We start from the raw sequence: 18,167 nt of genomic DNA on the forward strand, positions 1-18,167 counted from the left end.
GAAATAATAGTCCTCAGTCGTCACCCGCACCAGCGGGAACCGCGTTTACTGGCGCATGCTGACCGCCAGCCGGTTGAAGGCGTTCATCAGGGCGATGGCGAAGCTCAGATCGGCCACTTCCTCCGGGCTGAAGTGTTCCTGCAAGGGCAGGTAGTGTTGGTCCGGCGCTTGGGTGACGGCGATGTCGGTCAGCGACTCCGCCCATTCCAGCGCCGCGCGTTCGCGGGCGCTGTACAACTCGCTGACGCGCCAGCCGGCCAGGGAGTCGATGCGTTCATTGCTTTCCCCTCTGGCGCGCAAGGCCGACGCGTGCATTTTCAGGCAGAAGGCGCAGCCGTTGATCTGGGACACGCGCAGATAAACCAGCTCGATCAGGGGCAGGCCCAGGCTGCTGTGCTGCAGGCTGGCTTTGACGCCGGCCAGCCCTTGGTAGGCGGCGGGGGACAGTTGGGTGTAGGGCAGGCGCAGGGACATGGCAATTCCTTTCAAGAGAGAGATCGTCGCAGCGGCGAGCTGCAAGGCCAGTCTAGGCAAAAATCATTTATGTAAATAGACTTAAAATATCGAATTCAAATTCCAAAAATGAAATCATGCTGGATGATCTGCAGTTGTTCGTGAGCATTGTCGACGCCGGCAGCCTGAACGCCGCCGCCCGGCGGCTGGGCGTGCCCACCGCCACCCTGTCGCGCCGTTTGCAGGCGCTGGAGCGGGAACTGGGCTGCCGCCTCTTGCACCGCAGCGCGCGGCGGATGGAATTGACGGCGGAAGGCGGGCAGTACTACGAGCAATGCCGGCCCTTGCTGCAGTCCTTGAGCCAGACCGCCGCGACGCTGGCGGACTCGCTGCATCAGGTCAAGGGCGTGCTGCGGGTGCTGTCGCCGCTGAGCCTGGGCAACGACGTGCTGGTGCCGGTGTGGCGGCGGATGCTGAGAGATTACCCGGAGCTGCGGCTGGAGCTGCACTTGAACAACGCCATCGACGACCTGCTCAGCGGCATGGCGGATCTCGCCTTGAGGGTGGGGGAGCAGCCAGACTCCAGTTTGAACCAGCGGCGGCTGGGCTGGGTGCGCACCCTGCTGGTGGCCGCGCCGGCCTATCTGGAGGCGCAAGGCGAGCCGCGGACGCCGGAGGCGCTGGCGCGCCACGCCCTACTGGTGGCGGAGCCGTTTGAACGCTGGCATTTGCGGCGGCGGGACGACGACGCGGAATGGGAATTGCCGCCGCCGCGCCTGCGGGTCAACGATATGCTGCTGCCGCGTCGGCTGGCCGAGGCCGGCGTGGGCATCGCGGTCTGTCCCCACAGCCTGTGCCACCGCCAGTTGGCGGACGGCGGTTTGCGGCAGGTGCTGGCCGGCTGGGAAATGCCGGCGCAACCGGTGTACGCGGTGTGGCCGCAACGGCGCTACCCGCCGGCGCGGGTGCGCGTCTTGCTGGACGCCTTGGCGGAGTTCGCCGAGACGGAGCCTTTGCTGGCGCGGGCTTAATCAGCCCGGCGTGGGCTCGCCGCGCCGTTTCTTGCCCGGATGCGGCGGCTTGGGCAGCACGATCTGGCGGGTGCCGGCCAGCCTGTCGTGCAGGAATAGCTTGTCGCGGTCGTAGAACTTGGCCAGGAAGGGAACCAGGCACCAGCTGAGCGCCAGCCACAGCGCCTGCGGCTGATGGCCGTAGGCATTGGCCCAGCCGAGATAGGACACCGCCGGCATGCCGACGAACAGGGCCAGGCCGATCAGATAGCGCGCCGCCGCCTGCTTCCAGACGATGCCGCCGCCGCGAGCGTTGACCAGCTTGATGCGCCAGGTCTTCATCGCCACGGTCTGGCCGCTGCGCACCCAGCAATAGCCGAAGTAGCCGAACAGCGCCACGGCGAGCGCCCCTTTCAGCAAGGTCTTGAACAACGGCCCCTGGCCGATCAGCGTTTGCAGCGGCGTCAGCGCCGCGGTGACGGTGAGCAAGAGCGCGGCGACCAGCAGCAATTCGTAGAACAGGCTGGCCAGGCTGCGTTTCAGCGTGGGCGGGGTCAGGGCGGGAGCGTCAGCGGGAGGCATCTTGGGCTTCATGTTGTTGCCGCAGGCGCTGGATGGCCTGTTGGCGTTGTTCGGGCGGCATCTGTTGCAGCGCCTTCCAGTTGGCGCGGATTTCGTCGCGCTGCTGCTGGCTCAGCTCGGACCAGGCTTTCAGCTTCTGCTGCACGCGCTGGCGCTGCGCCTCGGGCAGTTGTTGGAATTGCGGCACGATGGCCAGCAGGTTCTGCTTTTTGTACGGCGCGTAGCGGTCCCATTCGGTGGCCAGCGGCGCCAGCACCTGTTGCTGTTCCGCGCTCAATTGCGCCCAGCGGGGGCTGGCCGGCGGGCTGGCCTTGGCCGCCGGCGCCAGCAGTCCGCTCAGGCACAGGGCGAGCAAGAGGCGGCGGCCGCTATTCATGCAGCCCTCGGCTGAAGTGGGGTTCCAGCAAGGCCTCGAAGGGCAGATCCTGCGCCAGCAGCGCGGCGTCCACCGCTTCCTCCTCCAGCAGCAGGTCTTCCGCCAGCATCATGCCGGCGCCGGTCAGCAGCGCGAAGCCCAAGGCGAGGCCGCCGCGGCGCAGCGACAACACGTGGCGCTGCGCCCACAGGCCCAGCCGCTCGCGCGGCGATTCCGCTTCCGCGGCCTGGGCGTCGAAACGGGCCAGCGCCCGCTCGCGCGCCTGGGTCAGCTTGCGTTTCTGCTCGGCGTCGAGATCGGCGGCGGCGTGGTCCAGCACGCGCGCCACATGGCCGGGCAGGGGGTTGGAAGGTTTCATAGCGTCACTCCCTTTTGCGCGAGGATGGCGGCCAGCGTGTGATTGGCGCGCGAGCAATGCGTTTTGACGCTGCCCTCGGAGCAGCCCATCACGCGCGCGGTGGCGGCGACATCCAGACCCTCCCAATAACGCAGCAGGAAGGCTTCGCGTTGACGGGCCGGCAGCAGCTGCAGCGAGGCCTCGATCAGCACGGCGGTTTCCTTGCGCGCGCACCACAGCTCGGGATTGCTGTGCGCCTCGTCCGCGGCCACGTCCAGCGTTTCCAGCGGATCCGGGCTGTCGTCCTCTTCGCGGGCGGGGATCAGCGAGGACAGCAGCGTGCTGACGAAGCGGCGCGCCTTGCTGCGGCGGTAGAAGTCGCGAATGGTGTTTTGCAGGATGCGCTGGAAGATCAGCGGCAGTTCCGCCGCCGGGGCGTGCGGATAGCGATCCGCCAATTTCATCATCGAGTCCTGCACGATATCCAATGCGCTGTCTTCGTTCTGGACCGCATACCACGCCTGCTTGAAAGCGCGTTTCTCCGCCGACTCCAGGAAGTCGGCCATTTCCTCGCGGCTAGCCATCGGATGAGAGTTTGAGTTGATGCCAACAGAAGATGGTAGCAGAGCGCCGCCGATTCGGCCAAGCCTGATTTTTTTCCTGAATTTACCGAGGCTTAGGCGCATATTGCACCTGCACAAAAGCACTTGACCGGTTTCAAAGCAATACGCTAAGGTCGACCGATACGGGATGAAACTAACGCAAAGATAAAGAGGCCATATGCAGATATCGGGCGCGGAAGCGGTTGTCCGCTGCCTGCAGGAAGAAGGTGTCGAATTTGTTTTCGGCTACCCCGGCGGCGCGGTGCTGGAAATTTACGATGCCATTTTCCGGCAGGACAAATTCAAACATGTGCTGGTCAGGCACGAGCAGGCGGCGGTGCATGCCGCCGATGCCTACTCCCGTTCCAGCGACAAGGTGGGCGTGGCTCTGGTCACCTCCGGTCCCGGCGCGACCAACGCCGTGACCGGCATCGCCACCGCCTATATGGACTCCATCCCCATGGTGGTGCTGTCCGGCCAGGTGCCGTCCCCGGCCATCGGCCTGGACGCTTTCCAGGAAGTGGACATGGTGGGCATCACCCGCCCGTGCGTGAAGCACAACTTCCTGGTCAAGGACGTGAACGAGATCGCCTCCACCATCAAGAAGGCGTTCTACATCGCCAGGACCGGTCGCCCCGGTCCGGTGGTGGTGGACATCCCCAAGGACATCACCCAGCTGCGCACGGAATTCCAATACCCGGAAAGCGTGCATATCCGCTCCTACGTGCCGGCTACCCGCGGCCACCCGGGGCAGATCAAGAAAGCGGTGAACCTGCTGTTGGAAGCCAAGCGCCCCTTCATTTACGTGGGCGGCGGCGCGGTGCAGGGCAATGCCGCCGGCGAAGTGACCGAACTGGTCAAATCGCTGGGCCTGCCGTGTACCAACACCCTGATGGGCCTGGGCGCCTATCCGGGATCCGACCCGCAGTTCCTCGGCATGCTGGGCATGCACGGCACCTATGAAGCCAATATGGCGATGCAGTACTGCGACGTGCTGGTGGCCATAGGCGCGAGGTTCGACGACCGCGTGATCAGCGTGCCGTCGCACTTCCTCAGCCAGCCCAAGAAGATCATCCACATCGACGTGGACCCGTCCTCCATCTCCAAGCGAGTCAAGGCGGACATCCCCATCGTCGGCGACGTCAAGCATGTGTTGAAAGACATGCTGGACCTCTTGAAGCAATCCGGCCAGAAGCCGGACGCTCAGGCCCTGGCCGGCTGGTGGAAGCAGATCGAGGAATGGCGCGGCCACAACTGTCTGCTGTACACCCCGTCCACCGAGCTGATCAAACCTCAGTTCGTGGTGGAGAAGCTGTACGAGATCACCGGCGGCAAGGCCATCGTCACTTCCGACGTGGGCCAGCACCAGATGTGGGCGGCGCAGTACTACAAGTTCGACAGCCCCAAGCAGTGGCTGAACTCCGGCGGCCTCGGCACCATGGGCTTCGGCCTGCCGGCGGCGATGGGCGCGCAACTGGCCAATCCGGACTCCACCGTCGCCTGCATCACCGGCGAGGGCTCGATCCAGATGAACATCCAGGAACTGTCCACCTGCAAGCAATACCATACCCCGGTGAAAGTGGTGGCCCTGAACAACCGCTACCTGGGCATGGTGCGCCAGTGGCAGCAGTTCTTCTACGGCACGCGCTATTCCGAATCCTATATGGACGCCTTGCCGGACTTCGTCAAAATCGCCGAGGCTTACGGCCATATCGGCTTCAAGGTGGAAGACCCCGCCGACGTGGAGCCGGTATTGAAGGAGGCGTTCAGCCAGAAGCTGAAGGAACGCCTGGTATTCCTGGATTTCCGTACCGACCAGTCCGAGAACGTGTTCCCGATGGTGCAAAACGGCAAGGGTCTGGACCAGATGGACCTGCCCGCGCACATGAGCGAGGTGCAGAACGTGCCCTTCGAGAACAACCGTGACTACGGCAATATGTGTTGAGGTCAACCGGTATGCGACATATCCTATCCACTCTTGTGGAAAACGAAGCGGGCGCATTGTCCCGCGTGGTGGGCCTGTTTTCGGCCCGTGGCTACAACATCGATTCGCTGACAGTGTCCACGACTGAGGACCCGACGCTGTCGCGCATGACTATCGTCACCCACGGTTCCGACGAAGTCATCGAGCAGATCACCAAGCATCTCAACAAGTTGATCGAGGTGGTCAAGGTGATAGACCTCAATGAATCCGAGCACATCGAGCGCGAGCTGATGCTGATCAAGGTCCGCGCCACCGGCAAGGACCGCGAGGAGATGAAGCGCATGGCCGACATCTTCCGCGGACGCATCATCGACGTGACGGAAAAGACTTACACCATCGAGCTGACCGGTACGAGCGAAAAGCTCGGCGCCTTCATCGAGGCGGTGGACCGCACAGTGATCCTGGAAACGGTCCGTACCGGCGCATCCGGCATTGGTCGGGGTGAACGGATTCTGAAAATCTGACGCAGGCGAGAGCCCGGCCGGAGGCCGGGCCGCCCAAACAAACGATATCAAGGATTGCAAATGAAAGTTTTCTACGACAAAGACGCCGACCTCTCCATCATCAAGGGCAAGAAGGTCGCCATCATCGGCTACGGTTCCCAGGGCCACGCCCATGCGCAGAACCTGAAAGACTCCGGCGTGGACGTCGTGGTGGGCCTGCGCAAGGACGGCGCTTCCTGGAAGAAGGCGGAAGCGGCCGGCCACAAGGTCAAGGAAGTGGCCGAGGCGGTGAAGAAGGCCGACGTGGTGATGATTCTGCTGCCGGACGAGTCGCAGCCCGACGTCTACGGCAAGGACATCGCTCCCAATCTGAAGAAGGGCGCGGCGCTGGCCTTCGCCCACGGCTTCAACATCCATTACAACCAGATCGTGCCGCCGGCCGACGTCGACGTGATCATGGTGGCGCCGAAAGGCCCGGGCCACACCGTGCGCTCCGAATACCTGAAGGGCGGCGGCGTTCCGACCCTGATCGCGGTCTACCAGGACAAGTCCGGCAAGGCCCGCGACGTGGCGCTGTCCTACGCTGCGGCCAACGGCGGCACCAAGGGCGGAGTGATCGAGACCAACTTCCGCGAAGAAACCGAGACCGATCTGTTCGGCGAGCAGGCGGTGCTGTGCGGCGGCGCGGTGGAACTGGTCAAAGCCGGTTTCGAAACCCTGGTGGAAGCCGGCTACGCGCCGGAAATGGCTTACTTCGAGTGTCTGCACGAACTGAAGCTGATCGTCGACCTGATGTACGAGGGCGGCATCGCCAATATGAACTACTCGATCTCCAACAACGCGGAGTACGGCGAGTACGTGACCGGCCCGGAAGTGGTGACCTCCGCCACCAAGGACGCGATGAAAAAAGCGCTGTACCGCATCCAGTCCGGCGAGTACGCGAAGATGTTCATCCTGGAAGGCAAGACCAACTATCCGAGCATGACCGCGCGTCGCCGTCTGACCGCCGATCACCCGATCGAGAAGGTCGGCGCGGAGCTGCGCGCGATGATGCCGTGGATCGCCAAGAACAAGCTGGTGGACCAGTCCAAGAACTAAGTCCGCAGCCTGCCGCATCGACCAAAGCCGGGAATCTTCCCGGCTTTTTTGCGTTTGGGGGCAGGGGAAATGAAAAACGGCGCCCAGGGCGCCGTCGTGTCCGGAGCGAAGGCGTTCAGTCCGCCATCGGCTCGCCCATGCGCACCGCGCCGGCGGCTTGCCAGCCGGGGTTGAAGCTCAGCGGGCCTTGCGGGAACAGCAGCACCACGGTGGAGCCCAGCAGGAAACGGCCCATCTCCTCGCCCTTGGCCAGGCGGATGTCCTGGTCGCGGTAATCCCAGTGGCGGATCTGCCCCGGGCGCGGCGGATTGATCACGCCGTGCCAGACGGTGGCCATGCTGCCGACGATGGTGGCGCCCACCAGCACCAGCGCGAAAGGCTGGCCGTCCTCGCCCTCGAACAGGCAGACCACGCGCTCATTGCGCGCGAACAGACGGTCCACGCCGCGGGCGGTGGCCGGGTTCACCGAATACAGCTCGCCCGGCACATAGCTCATCCGCAGCAGACGGCCGGCGCAAGGCATGTGGATGCGATGGTAGTCGCGCGGACTCAGGTAGATGGTGGCGAAATGGCCGTCGTCGAAGCGGCGCGCCCACTCGGCGTCGCCGGCCAGCAAGGCCTGGGCGGAGTAGCTGCGGCCCTTGGCCTGAAAGATCTGTCCCTGTTCGATGCGGCCGAACTGGCTGATGGCGCCGTCCACCGGGCAGACCAGCCGTTCGCTCGCCAGCGGGCGCGCGTCGGCGCGCAAGGCGCGGGTGAAGAAGGCGTTGAAGCTGGCGTAGGCCGCCGGATCGCTGGCGGCGGCTTCGTCCATGTTCACTTGGTAGCGGGCAATGAAGCGGCGGATGATCCATTGCGTCAGGTTGCCGCCTTCCCAGTTGGCGATGCGGCCGGCCAAGCGGGTCATGGCCAGCTTGGGCATCAGGTGTTGCAACAGCACGAACAGGCGTTCGGACACTGGTTTGTCCTCGATCAATCTGACTAAACCCAAGAGTATAACCGATCTGCCGGCGTCTGATCGCGTGCAGGTTGCTTAAATTGTAAGCAGGTTTTAATTGAAAATAGACATATTGTCCGATATTTTTGGTTTGGACATCGGGTGTGACGTTTTAATCACAGTTTTCAACATGCAGATTTGACTTTATGTCTTGCTTGCCGGTAGGCTGAATCAAAATTTGCTGCGGGAGCACATGATGCAATTGGACATTGAACGCTTGATTGCGGATTTCGGCGGGCCGGGACAGCTGGCCGAAGATCTGAATCGCTTGTTCGCCGATGAGCCGGTGACTCGGGCGGCGATATACAAATGGAGAGAACGCGGCAGCCTGCCATTGGCCCAGCTCAACAAGCTGGCGGTGATGGCGGCCAGCCAGGGCAAACGCTTCGATTTCAACGATTATCTGATCGGCGTCGGGACAGGCGCGGAAATTGCAATGCAGGGACCAGGGAGAAACAGTCAGATGGGCAATCGTCTGTATATATTCGACACCACCTTGCGCGACGGCGAGCAATCGCCGGGCGCATCGATGACCAAGGAAGAAAAGATCCGGATCGCCCGCCAGCTGGAGCGCCTGGGGGTGGACATCATCGAAGCGGGCTTCGCCGCGGCCAGCCCGGGCGACGCCGACGCCATCCGCGCCATCGCCGAGGTGATCAAGGACTCCACAGTCTGTAGCCTGGCCCGCGCCAACGAGCGCGACGTCCGCGCCGCGGGCGAAGCGATCAAGCCGGCGGCGCGCGGCCGCATCCACACCTTCATCGCCACCAGCCCCATCCATATGGAGAAGAAGCTGCGCATGAGCCCGGACGAAGTGGTGGCGGCGGCGGTGGAAGCGGTGAAAATTGCCCGCGAATACACCGACGACGTGGAGTTTTCCGCCGAAGACGCGCTGCGCTCGGACATCAACTTCCTGGCGCGCATCTTCGGCGAGGTGATCAAGGCCGGCGCCACCACGCTGAACGTGCCGGACACCGTCGGCTACGCGGTGCCCTTCATCACCGAAGCCTTCTTCCGCGAACTGATCGCCAAGACGCCGGGCGGCGACAAGGTGATCTGGTCCGCCCATTGCCACAACGACCTGGGCATGGCGGTGGCCAACAGCCTGGCCGCGGTGCTGGGCGGCGCGCGCCAGGTGGAATGCACCATCAACGGCCTGGGCGAGCGCGCCGGCAACGCCAGCCTGGAGGAAGTGGTGATGGCGGTGCGCACCCGCAAGGACGTTTTCGCGCTGGAAACCGGCATCGACGCCACCCAGATCGTGCCGGCGTCCAAGCTGGTGTCCACGGTGACCGGCTATCCGGTGCAGCCCAACAAGGCCATCGTCGGCGCCAACGCCTTCGCCCACGAATCCGGCATCCACCAGGACGGCGTGCTCAAGCATCGCGAAACCTATGAAATCATGTCCGCCGAATCGGTGGGTTGGAGCACCAACCGGCTGACCCTGGGCAAGCTGTCCGGCCGCAACGCCTTCAAGACCAAGCTGATCGAGCTGGGCATCGTGCTGGACAGCGAAGAAGCGCTGAACGCCGCCTTCGCCCGCTTCAAGGAGCTGGCGGACCGCAAGCGCGAGATTTTCGACGAAGACCTGCACGCGCTGGTGTCGGACGAATTGAGCACCGGGCGCGAAGAGGATTACAAACTGGTATCCTTGAAGATCGCCACCGAAACCGGCGAAGCGCCGGTGGCCTCCATCGTGTTCCTGGCGCACGGCGAAGAGCGCCGCGCCCAGTCCAGCGGCTCCGGCCCGGTGGACGCCGCCTTCAAGGCGATTGAAAGCGTGGCCGGCAGCGGCGCGGAGCTGGAACTGTACTCGGTGAACGCCATCACCAAAGGCACCGAATCCCAGGGCGAAGTGACAGTCCGCCTGGCGCGCGACGGCCGCATCGTCAGCGGTCAGGGCGCGGACACCGACATCATCGTGTCCTCGGCCAAGGCCTATCTGTCGGCCTTGAACAAATTGATGAATCAGGAGCAAAAACTGAACGCGCAAGCGTTGGTATGAGGTTTTCCGGCTGCGGCGGCCAGCGCGGCGCGGCGTCGACAAGGTTTTCCATCCCGTCCTTGTCGGCGCGTCGCCAGCGCTAGACCGCCCGGCCGTAGAAGGGGCTCGAAAAACCGTCGTGAGCGGTCCGAGAGCAAGGCGCACCGCGCGCAGCGACCGAGCTAGTACAAAGGTACGGCGAGGAAGCGAGCACGGAGCAACGCCGCTATTCGGAGCGCACAGCAGGTTTTTCGCAGTCCCTCGGGAGTTCACTTTATCGAGTGTGAAGTCCATCAGGCCCACAAGGCCGCCCCTTCTGGCCCCGGCTCACAAGGCCGCGCGGCGGACAGCCGACCCATGAGGTCGGCGTCGTTGCGCGGCAGAGCCGGGGTTTTTTGCGTTTTACGCGCGGACGGGCCGGCGCTAGACTGCCAGCTCTCTACTTCCCCATTACGGAAAGCGCCATGTCCGCAGCCTTCTTCATTACCGGCACCGACACCGAAATCGGCAAGACCCACGTCGCCGTGCAACTGATTCGCCAATGGCAGGCCGAAGGCAAGCGCGTGCTGGCGATGAAGCCGGTGGCCTCAGGCTGCGAACTGCTGGCCGACGGCAGTTGGTGGAACGACGACGTGGCGCGGCTGACCGCCGCCACCGGCCAGTCGGATCTGGACCTGATGAACCCCTACCGATTCCTGCCGCCGGTGTCGCCGCACATCGCCGCGAGCGAGGCTGGCGTGGAAATCCGGCTGGACGTGATCATCGACCATTACCAGCAATTGGCCGCCTGCGCCGACGTGGTGGTGGTGGAGGCCGCGGGCGGCTGGCTGGCTCCGCTGTCCGACCGGCTGTTCATGGCCGACATGGCCAAGGCGCTGCAATTGCCGGTGATCCTGGTGGTGGGCATGCGGCTGGGCTGCATCAACCACGCCTTGCTGACCGCGCGCGCGGTGCTGGACGCCGGCCTGCCGCTGGCCGGTTGGGTGGCCAATCGCGTGGTGCCGCAGCAACAGGCTTACGAGCAGAATCTGGAGACCCTGCAACGGCACATGCCGGCGCCGCTATTGCTGGAAGTGCCGCATCAGGCCGGCGAATCCCACTGAGCCGCGCGCGCGGCGCGGCGTGCGCCTAACTTGCATTCGTAATATTTTATTGCGTTGCCGCAAGACATTTTCTTGTTTTCCTTGACCTTTTTTTCTAGCATGCCATTAACCGGTCATGAGAATAGACCGGACCCGTCAGCACCATTTCATGTCAGTTGAGGATTTCTAGGGGGGCTCCATGTCCTGTATGCGCGTCCTTTGCTGTTGGCTGCCGATATCCTGCGCGTCAGCGGCCGAGTTGAATCTGCAAGCCCCCGTTACTCCCATTGCCCGCCAGCAATACGATCTGCACACCATGTTGCTGATCATCACCTGTGTGATCTTCGCGCTGGTGTTCCTGGTGATGATGTACGCCATCGTCCGCCACCGCAAAGCCGCCGGCCACCAGGCCAAGCACTTCCATGAAAACACCACGGTGGAAATCATCTGGACGGTGATTCCGCTGCTGATCCTGATCGGCATGGCCTGGCCGGCCACCAAGGCGGTGTTGTCGCAGAAGAGCACGCGCGGCGAGGACATGACGGTCAAGGTCACCGGCTACCAATGGAAGTGGCGCTACGACTACCTGGACGACAACTTCGGCTTCATGAGCCATTTGTCCACGCCGCGCGAGGCCATCGCCAACGCCGCGGCCAAACCGGTCAACTACCTGCTGGAAGTGGACGAGCCCTTGGTGGTGCCCATCGGCAAGAAAGTGCGGCTGCTGCTGACCGCCAACGACGTGATCCACTCCTGGTGGGTGCCGCAACTGGGCGTCAAGCAGGACGCGATTCCCGGTTTTCTGCGCGACAGCTGGTTCCGCATCGACAAGCCCGGCACCTATCGCGGCCAATGCTCCGAGCTGTGCGGCAAGGACCACGGCTACATGCCCATCGTGGTGGAGGCCAAGACGCCGGACGACTACGCCAAGTGGCTGGAGGCCAAGAAAAAACAGATGGCCGCGGCGGCGGACGACCCCAACAAGGTGTGGACGCTGGCCGACTTGAAGGCCCGCGGCGAAAAAGTCTACGCCCAGAACTGCGTCGCCTGTCACCAAGCCAACGGCAAAGGCCTGCCCGGCGCCTTCCCGGCGCTGGACGGCTCCAAGATGGTCACCGCCGACAAGCCGGCGCACATCCACATCGTGCTGTTCGGCAGCCAGAAGAATCCGGCGATGCAAGCCTGGGGCAAGCAGCTGTCCGATACCGACATCGCCGCGGTGATCACCTATGAGCGCAACGCCTGGGGCAATCACACCGGCCAACTGGTGCAGCCCAAAGAGGTCAAGGCGGCCCGCGGCGCCACCGGCTGAGCCCGGGACCGGCGGCGCATCCATGCAAGGAGAGCGATATGGCAATTGTCGATGACGCCGGCCATGCCGGGCACGCGCCGGGGCACCATGAGCGCCCGCGCGGCATCATGCGCTGGCTGGCGGCCACCAACCACAAGGACATCGGTTCGATGTATTTGTGGTTCTCCTTCATCATGTTCCTGTCCGGCGGGGTGATGGCGTTGTGCATCCGCGCCGAGCTGTTCCAGCCCGGCCTGCAGTTCTTCCAGCCGGAGCTGTTCAATCAGTTCACCACCCTGCACGGCCTGATCATGGTGTTCGGCGCCATCATGCCGGCCTTCACCGGCCTGGCCAACTGGATGCTGCCGCTGATGATAGGCGCGCCGGACATGGCCTTCGCCCGGATGAACAACTGGAGCTTCTGGCTGCTGCCGCCGGCGGCGCTGCTGCTCTTGCTGTCCTTCATCGTGCCCGGCGGCGCGGCGGCGGCCGGCTGGACGCTGTACGCGCCCTTGTCCACCCAGATGGGCATGGGCATGGACATGACCATCTTCGCCATCCACATCATGGGCGTCAGCTCCATCATGGGGTCGATCAACATCATCGTCACCATCCTCAACCTGCGCGCGCCGGGCATGACCATGATGCGGATGCCCATGTTCGCCTGGGCCTCGCTGATCACCGCCTACCTGATCATCGCGGTGATGCCGGTGCTGGCCGGCGTGGTCACCATGGTGTTGACCGATCGCCACTTCGGCACTCATTTCTTCAACGCCGCCGGCGGCGGCGACCCCATCCTGTATCAGCACGTGTTCTGGTTCTTCGGCCACCCCGAGGTCTACATCATGGCGCTGCCGGCCTTCGGCATCGTCAGCCAGGTGATTCCCACCTTCGCCCGCAAGCCGCTGTTTGGCTACGCCTCCATGGTCTACGCCACCTCCAGCATCGGCATCCTGTCCTTCATGGTGTGGGCGCACCATATGTTCGCCACCGGCATGCCGGCCACCGCCCAGCTGTTCTTCATGTACGCGACCATGCTGATCGCGGTGCCCACCGGGGTCAAAGTGTTCAACTGGGTGGCCACCATGTGGGAAGGCAGCATGAGCTTCGAAACGCCGATGTTGTTCGCCATCGGCTTCATCCTGCTGTTCACCATCGGCGGCCTGTCCGGCGTCACCCTCAGCGTGGCGGCGGTGGACATCCAGCTGCACGCCAGTTACTACGTGGTCGCCCATTTCCATTACGTGCTGGTGGCCGGGGCGCTGTTCAGCCTGTTCTCCGCCATCTATTACTGGTTCCCCAAAATGACGGGCAAGATGTACCACGAGGGCCTGGGCAAGCTGCACTTCTGGTGGTCCTTGCTGTGGTTCAACGTCACCTTCTTTCCCATGCATTTCCTCGGCCTCGCCGGCATGCCGCGGCGGATTCCCGACTACGCGCTGCAATTTACCGAGTTCAACCAGCTGGCCAGCATCGGCGCCTTCATGTTCGGCCTGGGGCAGTTGATCTTCCTCTACAACATCCTGCGTTCGCTGCGCCGCGGCCGGCCCGCGCCGCCGCATCCATGGGAAGGCGCCAACACGCTGGAGTGGGCGATTCCGACGCCGGCGCCTTACCACAGCTTCGTCGAGGCGCCGCAGCTGGAAGTCATAGAGAACGGCGTGGTGGTGTCCAGCACCGGCGGCAAGCACCACTGAGGACGATGCGATGGAAGCCGCCGCCAAGCAGGGACGCAGCAACCGCCAGCTGATGAAGAAGCTGGCGGTGGTGGCCTTGCTGATGTTCGTTTTCGCCTGGGGGCTGATCCCGCTGTACAAGGTGGTGTGCGAAGTCACCGGCCTCAACGACGTGGTCAAGGCGGACAGCCTGGACGATGCGGCGGCAAGCGGCGGCGCGGCGACGCACGAGGTGGAGATGACCTTCGACGCCACCGTGCAGGCCGGCCTGCCGTGGCAGGTGCGTCCCTTGCAGACCCGGCTCAAGGTGAAGCCAGGCCAGTTTGTGCAGGTGGAGTACGAAATCACCAACGCCAGCGGTCAGCGGGTGGTGGGGCAGGCGATTCCGCGCTATCTGCCCGCCGCCGCCGGCGAGTACGTCAAGAAACTGGAGTGCTTCTGCTTCCGCCAGCAGGCCTTCGCGCCGGGCGAAACCAGGCGCTTTCCGGTGGTGTTCGTCGTCGACAAGCGTTTGCCGGCCTCAATAGACAGCATCACGCTGGCCTATACCGTGTTTGACGTGCCGGGCAACGCGGGAGCGGGCTCATGAAAGCGTGGCAAGGAGTGCTGGCGGTGCTGTCCGCCTTTTTCGGCGTGCGCCGCAAGGCGGACGCGCGCGAAGACAGCAAGCTGTCGCCGCTGCAGCTGATACTGACCGCCTTGTTGTTGGCGGCCACTTTTATCGGGGTGTTGCTATTGGTGGTGAGGCTGGCCACGTCCTAACCGGGGTGCAGGGAGAATGCAATGACGACAGCGAACGAGCGGGAACAGACGCATTACTTCGTGCCGCAGCCATCGCGCTGGCCGGCGGTGGGCGCGGTGGCGCTGTTCTGCCTGGGCTTGGGCGCGGCCTTCGCCGTCAACGGCCAGCCCATGGGCAAGCTGTCGCTGGGCGTGGGCGCGCTGATCCTGATCTATATGTTGTTCGGCTGGTTCGGCGACGTGATCCGCGAAAGCCGGCACGGCGACTACCAGGGCAAGGAGGACATGTCCTTCCGCTGGGGCATGGGCTGGTTCATCTTCTCCGAGGTGATGTTCTTCGGCGCCTTCTTCGGCGCCTTGTACTGGGTGCGGGTGGTGTCGGTGCCGACGCTGGGCGAGATGGACTACAAGATCCTGTACCCGGACTTCGAGCCGTCCTGGCCGCTGCTGACCGGGCCGGGGATCACCAAGCCTTACCAGGCGATGGGCGCCTGGGGCCTGCCGGCGCTGAACACTCTGATCCTGTTGAGCTCCGGCGCGATGGTGACCTGGGCGCATTGGGCGCTGCTGCAAGGCCGGCGCGCGCAATTGAAGCTGGGCCTGCTGCTGACCGTGTTGCTGGGGACCTTGTTCCTCTGCCTGCAGATGTACGAATACGGCCACGCGATGAGCGAGTTGAACCTGAGCCTGGCCTCCGGCGCTTACGGCATGACCTTCTTCATGCTGACCGGCTTCCACGGCTTGCACGTGCTGCTGGGCACCATCATTCTGGCGGTGGTGTGGCTGCGGGTGATGCGCGGGCACTTCGACGGCCAGCACCACTTCGCCTTCGAGGCGGCGGCCTGGTACTGGCACTTCGTCGACGTGGTGTGGCTGCTGCTGTTCGTCTTCGTCTACTGGCTGTGAGCCGCGAGGCAGGACCAAAGGCCAGGGGCCGCGCCGGGACGAGGGCGGACGGCTCGGCTAAGCTTGATGAGGGCGCCACCAGCCGAACAGCGCGCCCAGCAGCAGCAGCAGAAACAGGCCGATGGACAGGCCGATGCGCAAAGTGAGGGAGCGAACCAGACGTTGAGAGCCTTGATCGGACTTCAACAGGCCGGTCAGGCCCCAGAACAGGGCAAGCACGATGCAGGCGAGCAAGAACAGAATGACAAGTTTCATTGCGGAATCCCCCGGTCGATTGGGCCGTCGATCTTCAGTTTTGAAGTCTAGCGGCAAACGGCTGGTTTGGCTGTGTTTATTGGTCATGGCGGTGCTGCCTTTCTTCCTGGCGGCCTGGCAGTGGCAGCGCGCGCAGGAAAAGGCCGAGCTGCTGCGTTCGTTGACCAGCGCCATCGGCGTGCCGCCGGTCAGCCTGGTTTACCGCGAGGCCCGTCCGCAGCCGGAGTTCAGCCGGGTGGCGCTGCCGGGCGCGCATCCGGCCGGGCCGGCGCTGCAACTGGAAAACAGCTATCTGGGCGAGGTCAAGGGCCGGCGCGTGCTGCAGCCCTGGCGGCTGGAGGACGGCGCGATGGCCCTGGTAGACCTGGGCTGGCTGGCCGACGGCGTGGCGGCGCCCGCCATCGACCCGAAAACGCTGAGCTTGCGCGGGCACTGGATGCCCTTGCCGCGCCACTTCGTGCTGCCCGGCGCGGTGGCCGGCGTCGAGGGCCGCGTCGACGCCATCGACATGGCCGCGCTGCGCCTGCGCTACCCCGGCCATTGGCATCAGGGCGTGGTGGTGCTGGAGCATTCGCCGGACCCGCTGCGGCATTGGCCGGTGCTGCCGGAATTCATGCCGGAACGCCATTACGCCTATGCGGCACAATGGCTGTTGCTGGGACTGCTGCTGCTGTTGTCCTTGCATTCCTTGAGGAGGCGCTCCCATGAGCCGCGTCGATGAGCCGTCCCCGCAGGCGCCGTCCCCCGAGCCGTCGCGCCGCCGCGGCCGGCTTAAACTGCTGCTGATGGCGGCCATCTGTCTGGCGCCGGTGCTCGCCTCGTGGGCGACTTACCGGCTGATGCCGCCGCAGGGCGGCAAGAGCTACGGCCAACTGCTGCCGACGCGGCCGTTCGCGCTGATCGGCGCGCAAGGATGGCCGCGCGGCAAATGGGTGCTGGCGGCCAGGATAGAACCAGGCTGCCAGACGCGCTGCCAGCAGCGCTTTTTCGCGATGCGCCAGATTCAGCGCGCCCAGGGCGAGGCCGCTGGACGTTTGACCCGGCTGGGCTGGCAGGAGGGCGTCGCGCACGAGGAGGTGGACGCCACCCACATCCTGCAGTCCGCGCAGACGGACGTCGACGGCGGCGGTTACTACCTGGTGGACCCGCTGGGCAACCAGGTGCTGTTTTATCCGGACGCCGCCGACCCCAAGAAGGTGATCCAGGAAATCGGCCGCGTGCTGAAAACCAATAACGGCATCGGTTGAGATCATTGCGCCGCGGCCTCTCCAGGCCCGCGGCATCCGCAGTTTGTTGGCCGCTCGACAAGGGGAGCGCAGCATGAGGCGACTGATCTGGCTGGCATTCATCCTGGCATGCGTGGTCGTGCCTTTCGGCGCCTATGTGCGCCTGTCCGACGCCGGGCTCGGCTGTCCTGACTGGCCGGGCTGTTACGGCCAGATCTCCCCGCACCACGCGGCGGAGCGCATTCAGCAGCAATACGTCCAGAGTCCGGACGGGCCGGTCAGCCTGGGCAAGGCCTGGAAGGAAATGAGCCATCGCTACCTGGCCGGCGCGCTCGGCGCGCTGATCGTCGCCGTCGGCTGGCAGGCCTGGCGTCAGCGGCGGCATCGCCGCGCGGCCGGCGCGTTGCTGGCGGTGGTGGCGGCCCAGGGCCTGCTGGGCATGTGGACGGTGACCTTGCTGCTCAAGCCGGCCATCGTCACCCTGCATCTGCTGGGCGGCATGTCGGTGCTGCTGCTGCTGGCCTGGCTGGTGTGGTCGCCGCGGCTGCGGCCGGTGGAGGCGCCGGCGGCGCTGAACTGGCTGGCGCGCGGCCTGGTTCTGGCGGTGGCGCTGCAGGTGGCGCTGGGCGGCTGGGTGTCCACCAACTACGCCGCCCTGGCCTGCCAGGGCTTTCCCGCCTGCAATGGCGAGTGGTGGCCGCAGATGCGCTTCGAGCACGCCTTCCATCTGTTCAGAGAACTGGGCGAGGCGCCGGACGGCAGCCCGTTGGCGGTGGGCAATCTGGTGGCGGTGCATTGGCTGCACCGGCTGGGCGCCGTGCTGGTGACCGTCTTGTGCCTGGCGACGGCGCGCGCCGGCTGGCGACAGCCGGCGCTGCGCGGCCATCTGGCCTGTCTGCTGGCCTTGCTGGGTTGCCAGCTCGCCTTGGGCGTCGCCAACGTGTTGCTGGCGCTGCCTTTGCCGGCGGCGGTGTCTCACAACGCCGGCGCCGCCGGCCTGCTGCTGGCGTCCAGCTTGCTGGCGCTGCGCTTGCGCCCGGCGCGAGCCGTTCAAAAGCAGGCGGTCGGGCCGTTGCCCAGTCTTTCGAAAAATCATCGCGAATGGGTTTGAGCGCCGCATCCTG

General features: G+C 64.6%; 21 protein-coding genes. 14 read left to right on the forward strand and 7 right to left on the reverse strand.

The window, feature by feature from the left end; genetic code table 11:
• Positions 1 to 45 precede the first annotated feature (45 nt).
• The gene (locus VK98_RS04855; RefSeq protein WP_048412965.1) at positions 46 to 474 is read right to left on the reverse strand and encodes a carboxymuconolactone decarboxylase family protein; all 429 of its coding nucleotides are present in this window, start codon (positions 472 to 474) and stop codon (positions 46 to 48) included.
• Positions 475 to 590: 116 nt separating this feature from the next.
• On the opposite strand from VK98_RS04855, the gene VK98_RS04860 reads away from it, so the two are divergent.
• Positions 591 to 1,484: a LysR family transcriptional regulator gene (locus tag VK98_RS04860; protein ID WP_048412966.1), complete on the forward strand. Its 894-nt coding sequence runs from the start codon at positions 591 to 593 to the stop codon at positions 1,482 to 1,484.
• Here the strand turns inward: VK98_RS04860 and VK98_RS04865 are convergent, their stop codons facing one another.
• The 4 genes from VK98_RS04865 to VK98_RS04880 are packed head-to-tail and all read right to left on the reverse strand — an operon-like array spanning position 1,485 to position 3,342.
• The gene (locus tag VK98_RS04865) at positions 1,485 to 2,045 is read right to left on the reverse strand and encodes an RDD family protein (protein ID WP_048412967.1); all 561 of its coding nucleotides are present in this window, start codon (positions 2,043 to 2,045) and stop codon (positions 1,485 to 1,487) included.
• A complete protein-coding gene (locus VK98_RS04870) occupies positions 2,032 to 2,421 on the reverse strand; it encodes a DUF3106 domain-containing protein (protein ID WP_048412968.1) in 390 nt (129 codons plus the stop codon). Before VK98_RS04870 ends, VK98_RS04865 begins: the two co-directional genes overlap by 14 nt.
• Positions 2,414 to 2,779: a DUF3619 family protein gene (locus VK98_RS04875; RefSeq protein WP_048412969.1), complete on the reverse strand. Its 366-nt coding sequence runs from the start codon at positions 2,777 to 2,779 to the stop codon at positions 2,414 to 2,416. Before VK98_RS04875 ends, VK98_RS04870 begins: the two co-directional genes overlap by 8 nt.
• Positions 2,776 to 3,342 (reverse strand): RNA polymerase sigma factor, encoded by a 567-nt coding sequence (locus VK98_RS04880; RefSeq protein ID WP_048412970.1) that lies wholly within the window; start codon positions 3,340 to 3,342, stop codon positions 2,776 to 2,778. Before VK98_RS04880 ends, VK98_RS04875 begins: the two co-directional genes overlap by 4 nt.
• A 196-nt stretch (positions 3,343 to 3,538) precedes the next feature.
• Here VK98_RS04880 and ilvB point away from each other — a divergent pair, with 196 nt between their 5' ends.
• From ilvB to ilvC, 3 genes are read left to right on the forward strand one after another with little or no spacing between them, the layout of a single operon-like run.
• Positions 3,539 to 5,305, forward strand: coding sequence for a biosynthetic-type acetolactate synthase large subunit (gene ilvB / locus VK98_RS04885; protein WP_048412971.1), 1,767 nt, complete (start codon positions 3,539 to 3,541; stop codon positions 5,303 to 5,305).
• An 11-nt stretch (positions 5,306 to 5,316) separates the two neighbouring features.
• Positions 5,317 to 5,808 (forward strand): acetolactate synthase small subunit, encoded by a 492-nt coding sequence (gene ilvN / locus VK98_RS04890; RefSeq protein WP_048412972.1) that lies wholly within the window; start codon positions 5,317 to 5,319, stop codon positions 5,806 to 5,808.
• Between the two features lie 60 nt (positions 5,809 to 5,868).
• The gene (ilvC, locus tag VK98_RS04895; RefSeq protein WP_048407995.1) at positions 5,869 to 6,885 is read left to right on the forward strand and encodes a ketol-acid reductoisomerase; all 1,017 of its coding nucleotides are present in this window, start codon (positions 5,869 to 5,871) and stop codon (positions 6,883 to 6,885) included.
• 115 nt (positions 6,886 to 7,000) lie between these two features.
• Here ilvC and asd read toward each other — a convergent pair whose 3' ends face one another.
• Positions 7,001 to 7,843, reverse strand: a complete 843-nt coding sequence (asd, locus tag VK98_RS04900; RefSeq protein ID WP_048413199.1) for an archaetidylserine decarboxylase — start codon at positions 7,841 to 7,843, stop codon at positions 7,001 to 7,003.
• A gap of 235 nt (positions 7,844 to 8,078) precedes the next feature.
• Between asd and VK98_RS04905 the strand changes: the two genes are divergently transcribed.
• The 7 genes from VK98_RS04905 (at position 8,079) to VK98_RS04930 (ending at position 15,562) form a co-directional block, all read left to right on the forward strand.
• A complete protein-coding gene (locus VK98_RS04905) occupies positions 8,079 to 9,887 on the forward strand; it encodes a 2-isopropylmalate synthase (protein ID WP_048413200.1) in 1,809 nt (602 codons plus the stop codon).
• 443 nt (positions 9,888 to 10,330) lie between these two features.
• The gene (bioD, locus tag VK98_RS04910) at positions 10,331 to 10,969 is read left to right on the forward strand and encodes a dethiobiotin synthase (RefSeq protein ID WP_048412973.1); all 639 of its coding nucleotides are present in this window, start codon (positions 10,331 to 10,333) and stop codon (positions 10,967 to 10,969) included.
• A 187-nt stretch (positions 10,970 to 11,156) separates the two neighbouring features.
• Entirely contained in the window at positions 11,157 to 12,260 is a 1,104-nt protein-coding gene (coxB, locus tag VK98_RS04915) for a cytochrome c oxidase subunit II (RefSeq protein WP_338030547.1), read from the forward strand.
• A gap of 38 nt (positions 12,261 to 12,298) precedes the next feature.
• The gene (ctaD, locus tag VK98_RS04920; RefSeq protein WP_048412975.1) at positions 12,299 to 13,936 is read left to right on the forward strand and encodes a cytochrome c oxidase subunit I; all 1,638 of its coding nucleotides are present in this window, start codon (positions 12,299 to 12,301) and stop codon (positions 13,934 to 13,936) included.
• 10 nt (positions 13,937 to 13,946) lie between these two features.
• Positions 13,947 to 14,504: a cytochrome c oxidase assembly protein gene (locus VK98_RS04925; protein ID WP_048412976.1), complete on the forward strand. Its 558-nt coding sequence runs from the start codon at positions 13,947 to 13,949 to the stop codon at positions 14,502 to 14,504.
• Positions 14,501 to 14,677, forward strand: coding sequence for a DUF2970 domain-containing protein (locus VK98_RS23215; protein WP_082158757.1), 177 nt, complete (start codon positions 14,501 to 14,503; stop codon positions 14,675 to 14,677). Before VK98_RS04925 ends, VK98_RS23215 begins: the two co-directional genes overlap by 4 nt.
• Positions 14,678 to 14,698: 21 nt before the next feature.
• Positions 14,699 to 15,562, forward strand: a complete 864-nt coding sequence (locus tag VK98_RS04930) for a cytochrome c oxidase subunit 3 (RefSeq protein ID WP_048412977.1) — start codon at positions 14,699 to 14,701, stop codon at positions 15,560 to 15,562.
• A gap of 57 nt (positions 15,563 to 15,619) precedes the next feature.
• Here the strand turns inward: VK98_RS04930 and VK98_RS04935 are convergent, their stop codons facing one another.
• Entirely contained in the window at positions 15,620 to 15,817 is a 198-nt protein-coding gene (locus tag VK98_RS04935) for a DUF2909 family protein (RefSeq protein ID WP_019102806.1), read from the reverse strand.
• An 85-nt stretch (positions 15,818 to 15,902) separates the two neighbouring features.
• Here VK98_RS04935 and VK98_RS04940 point away from each other — a divergent pair, with 85 nt between their 5' ends.
• The 3 genes from VK98_RS04940 (at position 15,903) to VK98_RS04950 (ending at position 18,154) form a co-directional block, all read left to right on the forward strand.
• On the forward strand, positions 15,903 to 16,538 hold the full coding sequence (locus VK98_RS04940) for an SURF1 family protein (protein WP_053077230.1): 636 nt from the start codon (positions 15,903 to 15,905) through the stop codon (positions 16,536 to 16,538).
• Entirely contained in the window at positions 16,522 to 17,064 is a 543-nt protein-coding gene (locus VK98_RS04945) for a hypothetical protein (RefSeq protein ID WP_048412978.1), read from the forward strand. Before VK98_RS04940 ends, VK98_RS04945 begins: the two co-directional genes overlap by 17 nt.
• 73 nt (positions 17,065 to 17,137) lie before the next feature.
• Positions 17,138 to 18,154 (forward strand): heme A synthase, encoded by a 1,017-nt coding sequence (locus VK98_RS04950; RefSeq protein WP_048412979.1) that lies wholly within the window; start codon positions 17,138 to 17,140, stop codon positions 18,152 to 18,154.
• Positions 18,155 to 18,167: the final 13 nt, after the last annotated feature.

The organism is Chromobacterium sp. LK11 (assembly GCF_001043705.1).
Classification (GTDB): Bacteria; Pseudomonadota; Gammaproteobacteria; order Burkholderiales; family Chromobacteriaceae; genus Chromobacterium; species Chromobacterium alkanivorans.

Excerpts from the sequence above, each read along its gene's own strand:
- VK98_RS04930 (WP_048412977.1), top strand. The coding sequence starts at position 14,699 with ATGACGACAGCGAACGAGCGGGAACAGACGCATTACTTCGTGCCGCAG.
- VK98_RS04950 (WP_048412979.1), top strand. The coding sequence starts at position 17,138 with ATGAGGCGACTGATCTGGCTGGCATTCATCCTGGCATGCGTGGTCGTG.
- ilvN (WP_048412972.1), top strand. The coding sequence starts at position 5,317 with ATGCGACATATCCTATCCACTCTTGTGGAAAACGAAGCGGGCGCATTG.
- VK98_RS04865 (WP_048412967.1), bottom strand. The coding sequence starts at position 2,045 with ATGCCTCCCGCTGACGCTCCCGCCCTGACCCCGCCCACGCTGAAACGC.
- VK98_RS04925 (WP_048412976.1), top strand. The coding sequence starts at position 13,947 with ATGGAAGCCGCCGCCAAGCAGGGACGCAGCAACCGCCAGCTGATGAAG.
- coxB (WP_338030547.1), top strand. The coding sequence starts at position 11,157 with ATGCGCGTCCTTTGCTGTTGGCTGCCGATATCCTGCGCGTCAGCGGCC.
- VK98_RS04875 (WP_048412969.1), bottom strand. The coding sequence starts at position 2,779 with ATGAAACCTTCCAACCCCCTGCCCGGCCATGTGGCGCGCGTGCTGGAC.
- ctaD (WP_048412975.1), top strand. The coding sequence starts at position 12,299 with ATGGCAATTGTCGATGACGCCGGCCATGCCGGGCACGCGCCGGGGCAC.
- VK98_RS04905 (WP_048413200.1), top strand. The coding sequence starts at position 8,079 with ATGCAATTGGACATTGAACGCTTGATTGCGGATTTCGGCGGGCCGGGA.
- bioD (WP_048412973.1), top strand. The coding sequence starts at position 10,331 with ATGTCCGCAGCCTTCTTCATTACCGGCACCGACACCGAAATCGGCAAG.
- VK98_RS04945 (WP_048412978.1), top strand. The coding sequence starts at position 16,522 with ATGAGCCGCGTCGATGAGCCGTCCCCGCAGGCGCCGTCCCCCGAGCCG.
- VK98_RS04935 (WP_019102806.1), bottom strand. The coding sequence starts at position 15,817 with ATGAAACTTGTCATTCTGTTCTTGCTCGCCTGCATCGTGCTTGCCCTG.
- VK98_RS04870 (WP_048412968.1), bottom strand. The coding sequence starts at position 2,421 with ATGAATAGCGGCCGCCGCCTCTTGCTCGCCCTGTGCCTGAGCGGACTG.
- ilvB (WP_048412971.1), top strand. The coding sequence starts at position 3,539 with ATGCAGATATCGGGCGCGGAAGCGGTTGTCCGCTGCCTGCAGGAAGAA.
- VK98_RS04860 (WP_048412966.1), top strand. The coding sequence starts at position 591 with ATGCTGGATGATCTGCAGTTGTTCGTGAGCATTGTCGACGCCGGCAGC.
- VK98_RS04940 (WP_053077230.1), top strand. The coding sequence starts at position 15,903 with ATGGCGGTGCTGCCTTTCTTCCTGGCGGCCTGGCAGTGGCAGCGCGCG.
- VK98_RS04880 (WP_048412970.1), bottom strand. The coding sequence starts at position 3,342 with ATGGCTAGCCGCGAGGAAATGGCCGACTTCCTGGAGTCGGCGGAGAAA.
- VK98_RS04855 (WP_048412965.1), bottom strand. The coding sequence starts at position 474 with ATGTCCCTGCGCCTGCCCTACACCCAACTGTCCCCCGCCGCCTACCAA.
- VK98_RS23215 (WP_082158757.1), top strand. The coding sequence starts at position 14,501 with ATGAAAGCGTGGCAAGGAGTGCTGGCGGTGCTGTCCGCCTTTTTCGGC.
- ilvC (WP_048407995.1), top strand. The coding sequence starts at position 5,869 with ATGAAAGTTTTCTACGACAAAGACGCCGACCTCTCCATCATCAAGGGC.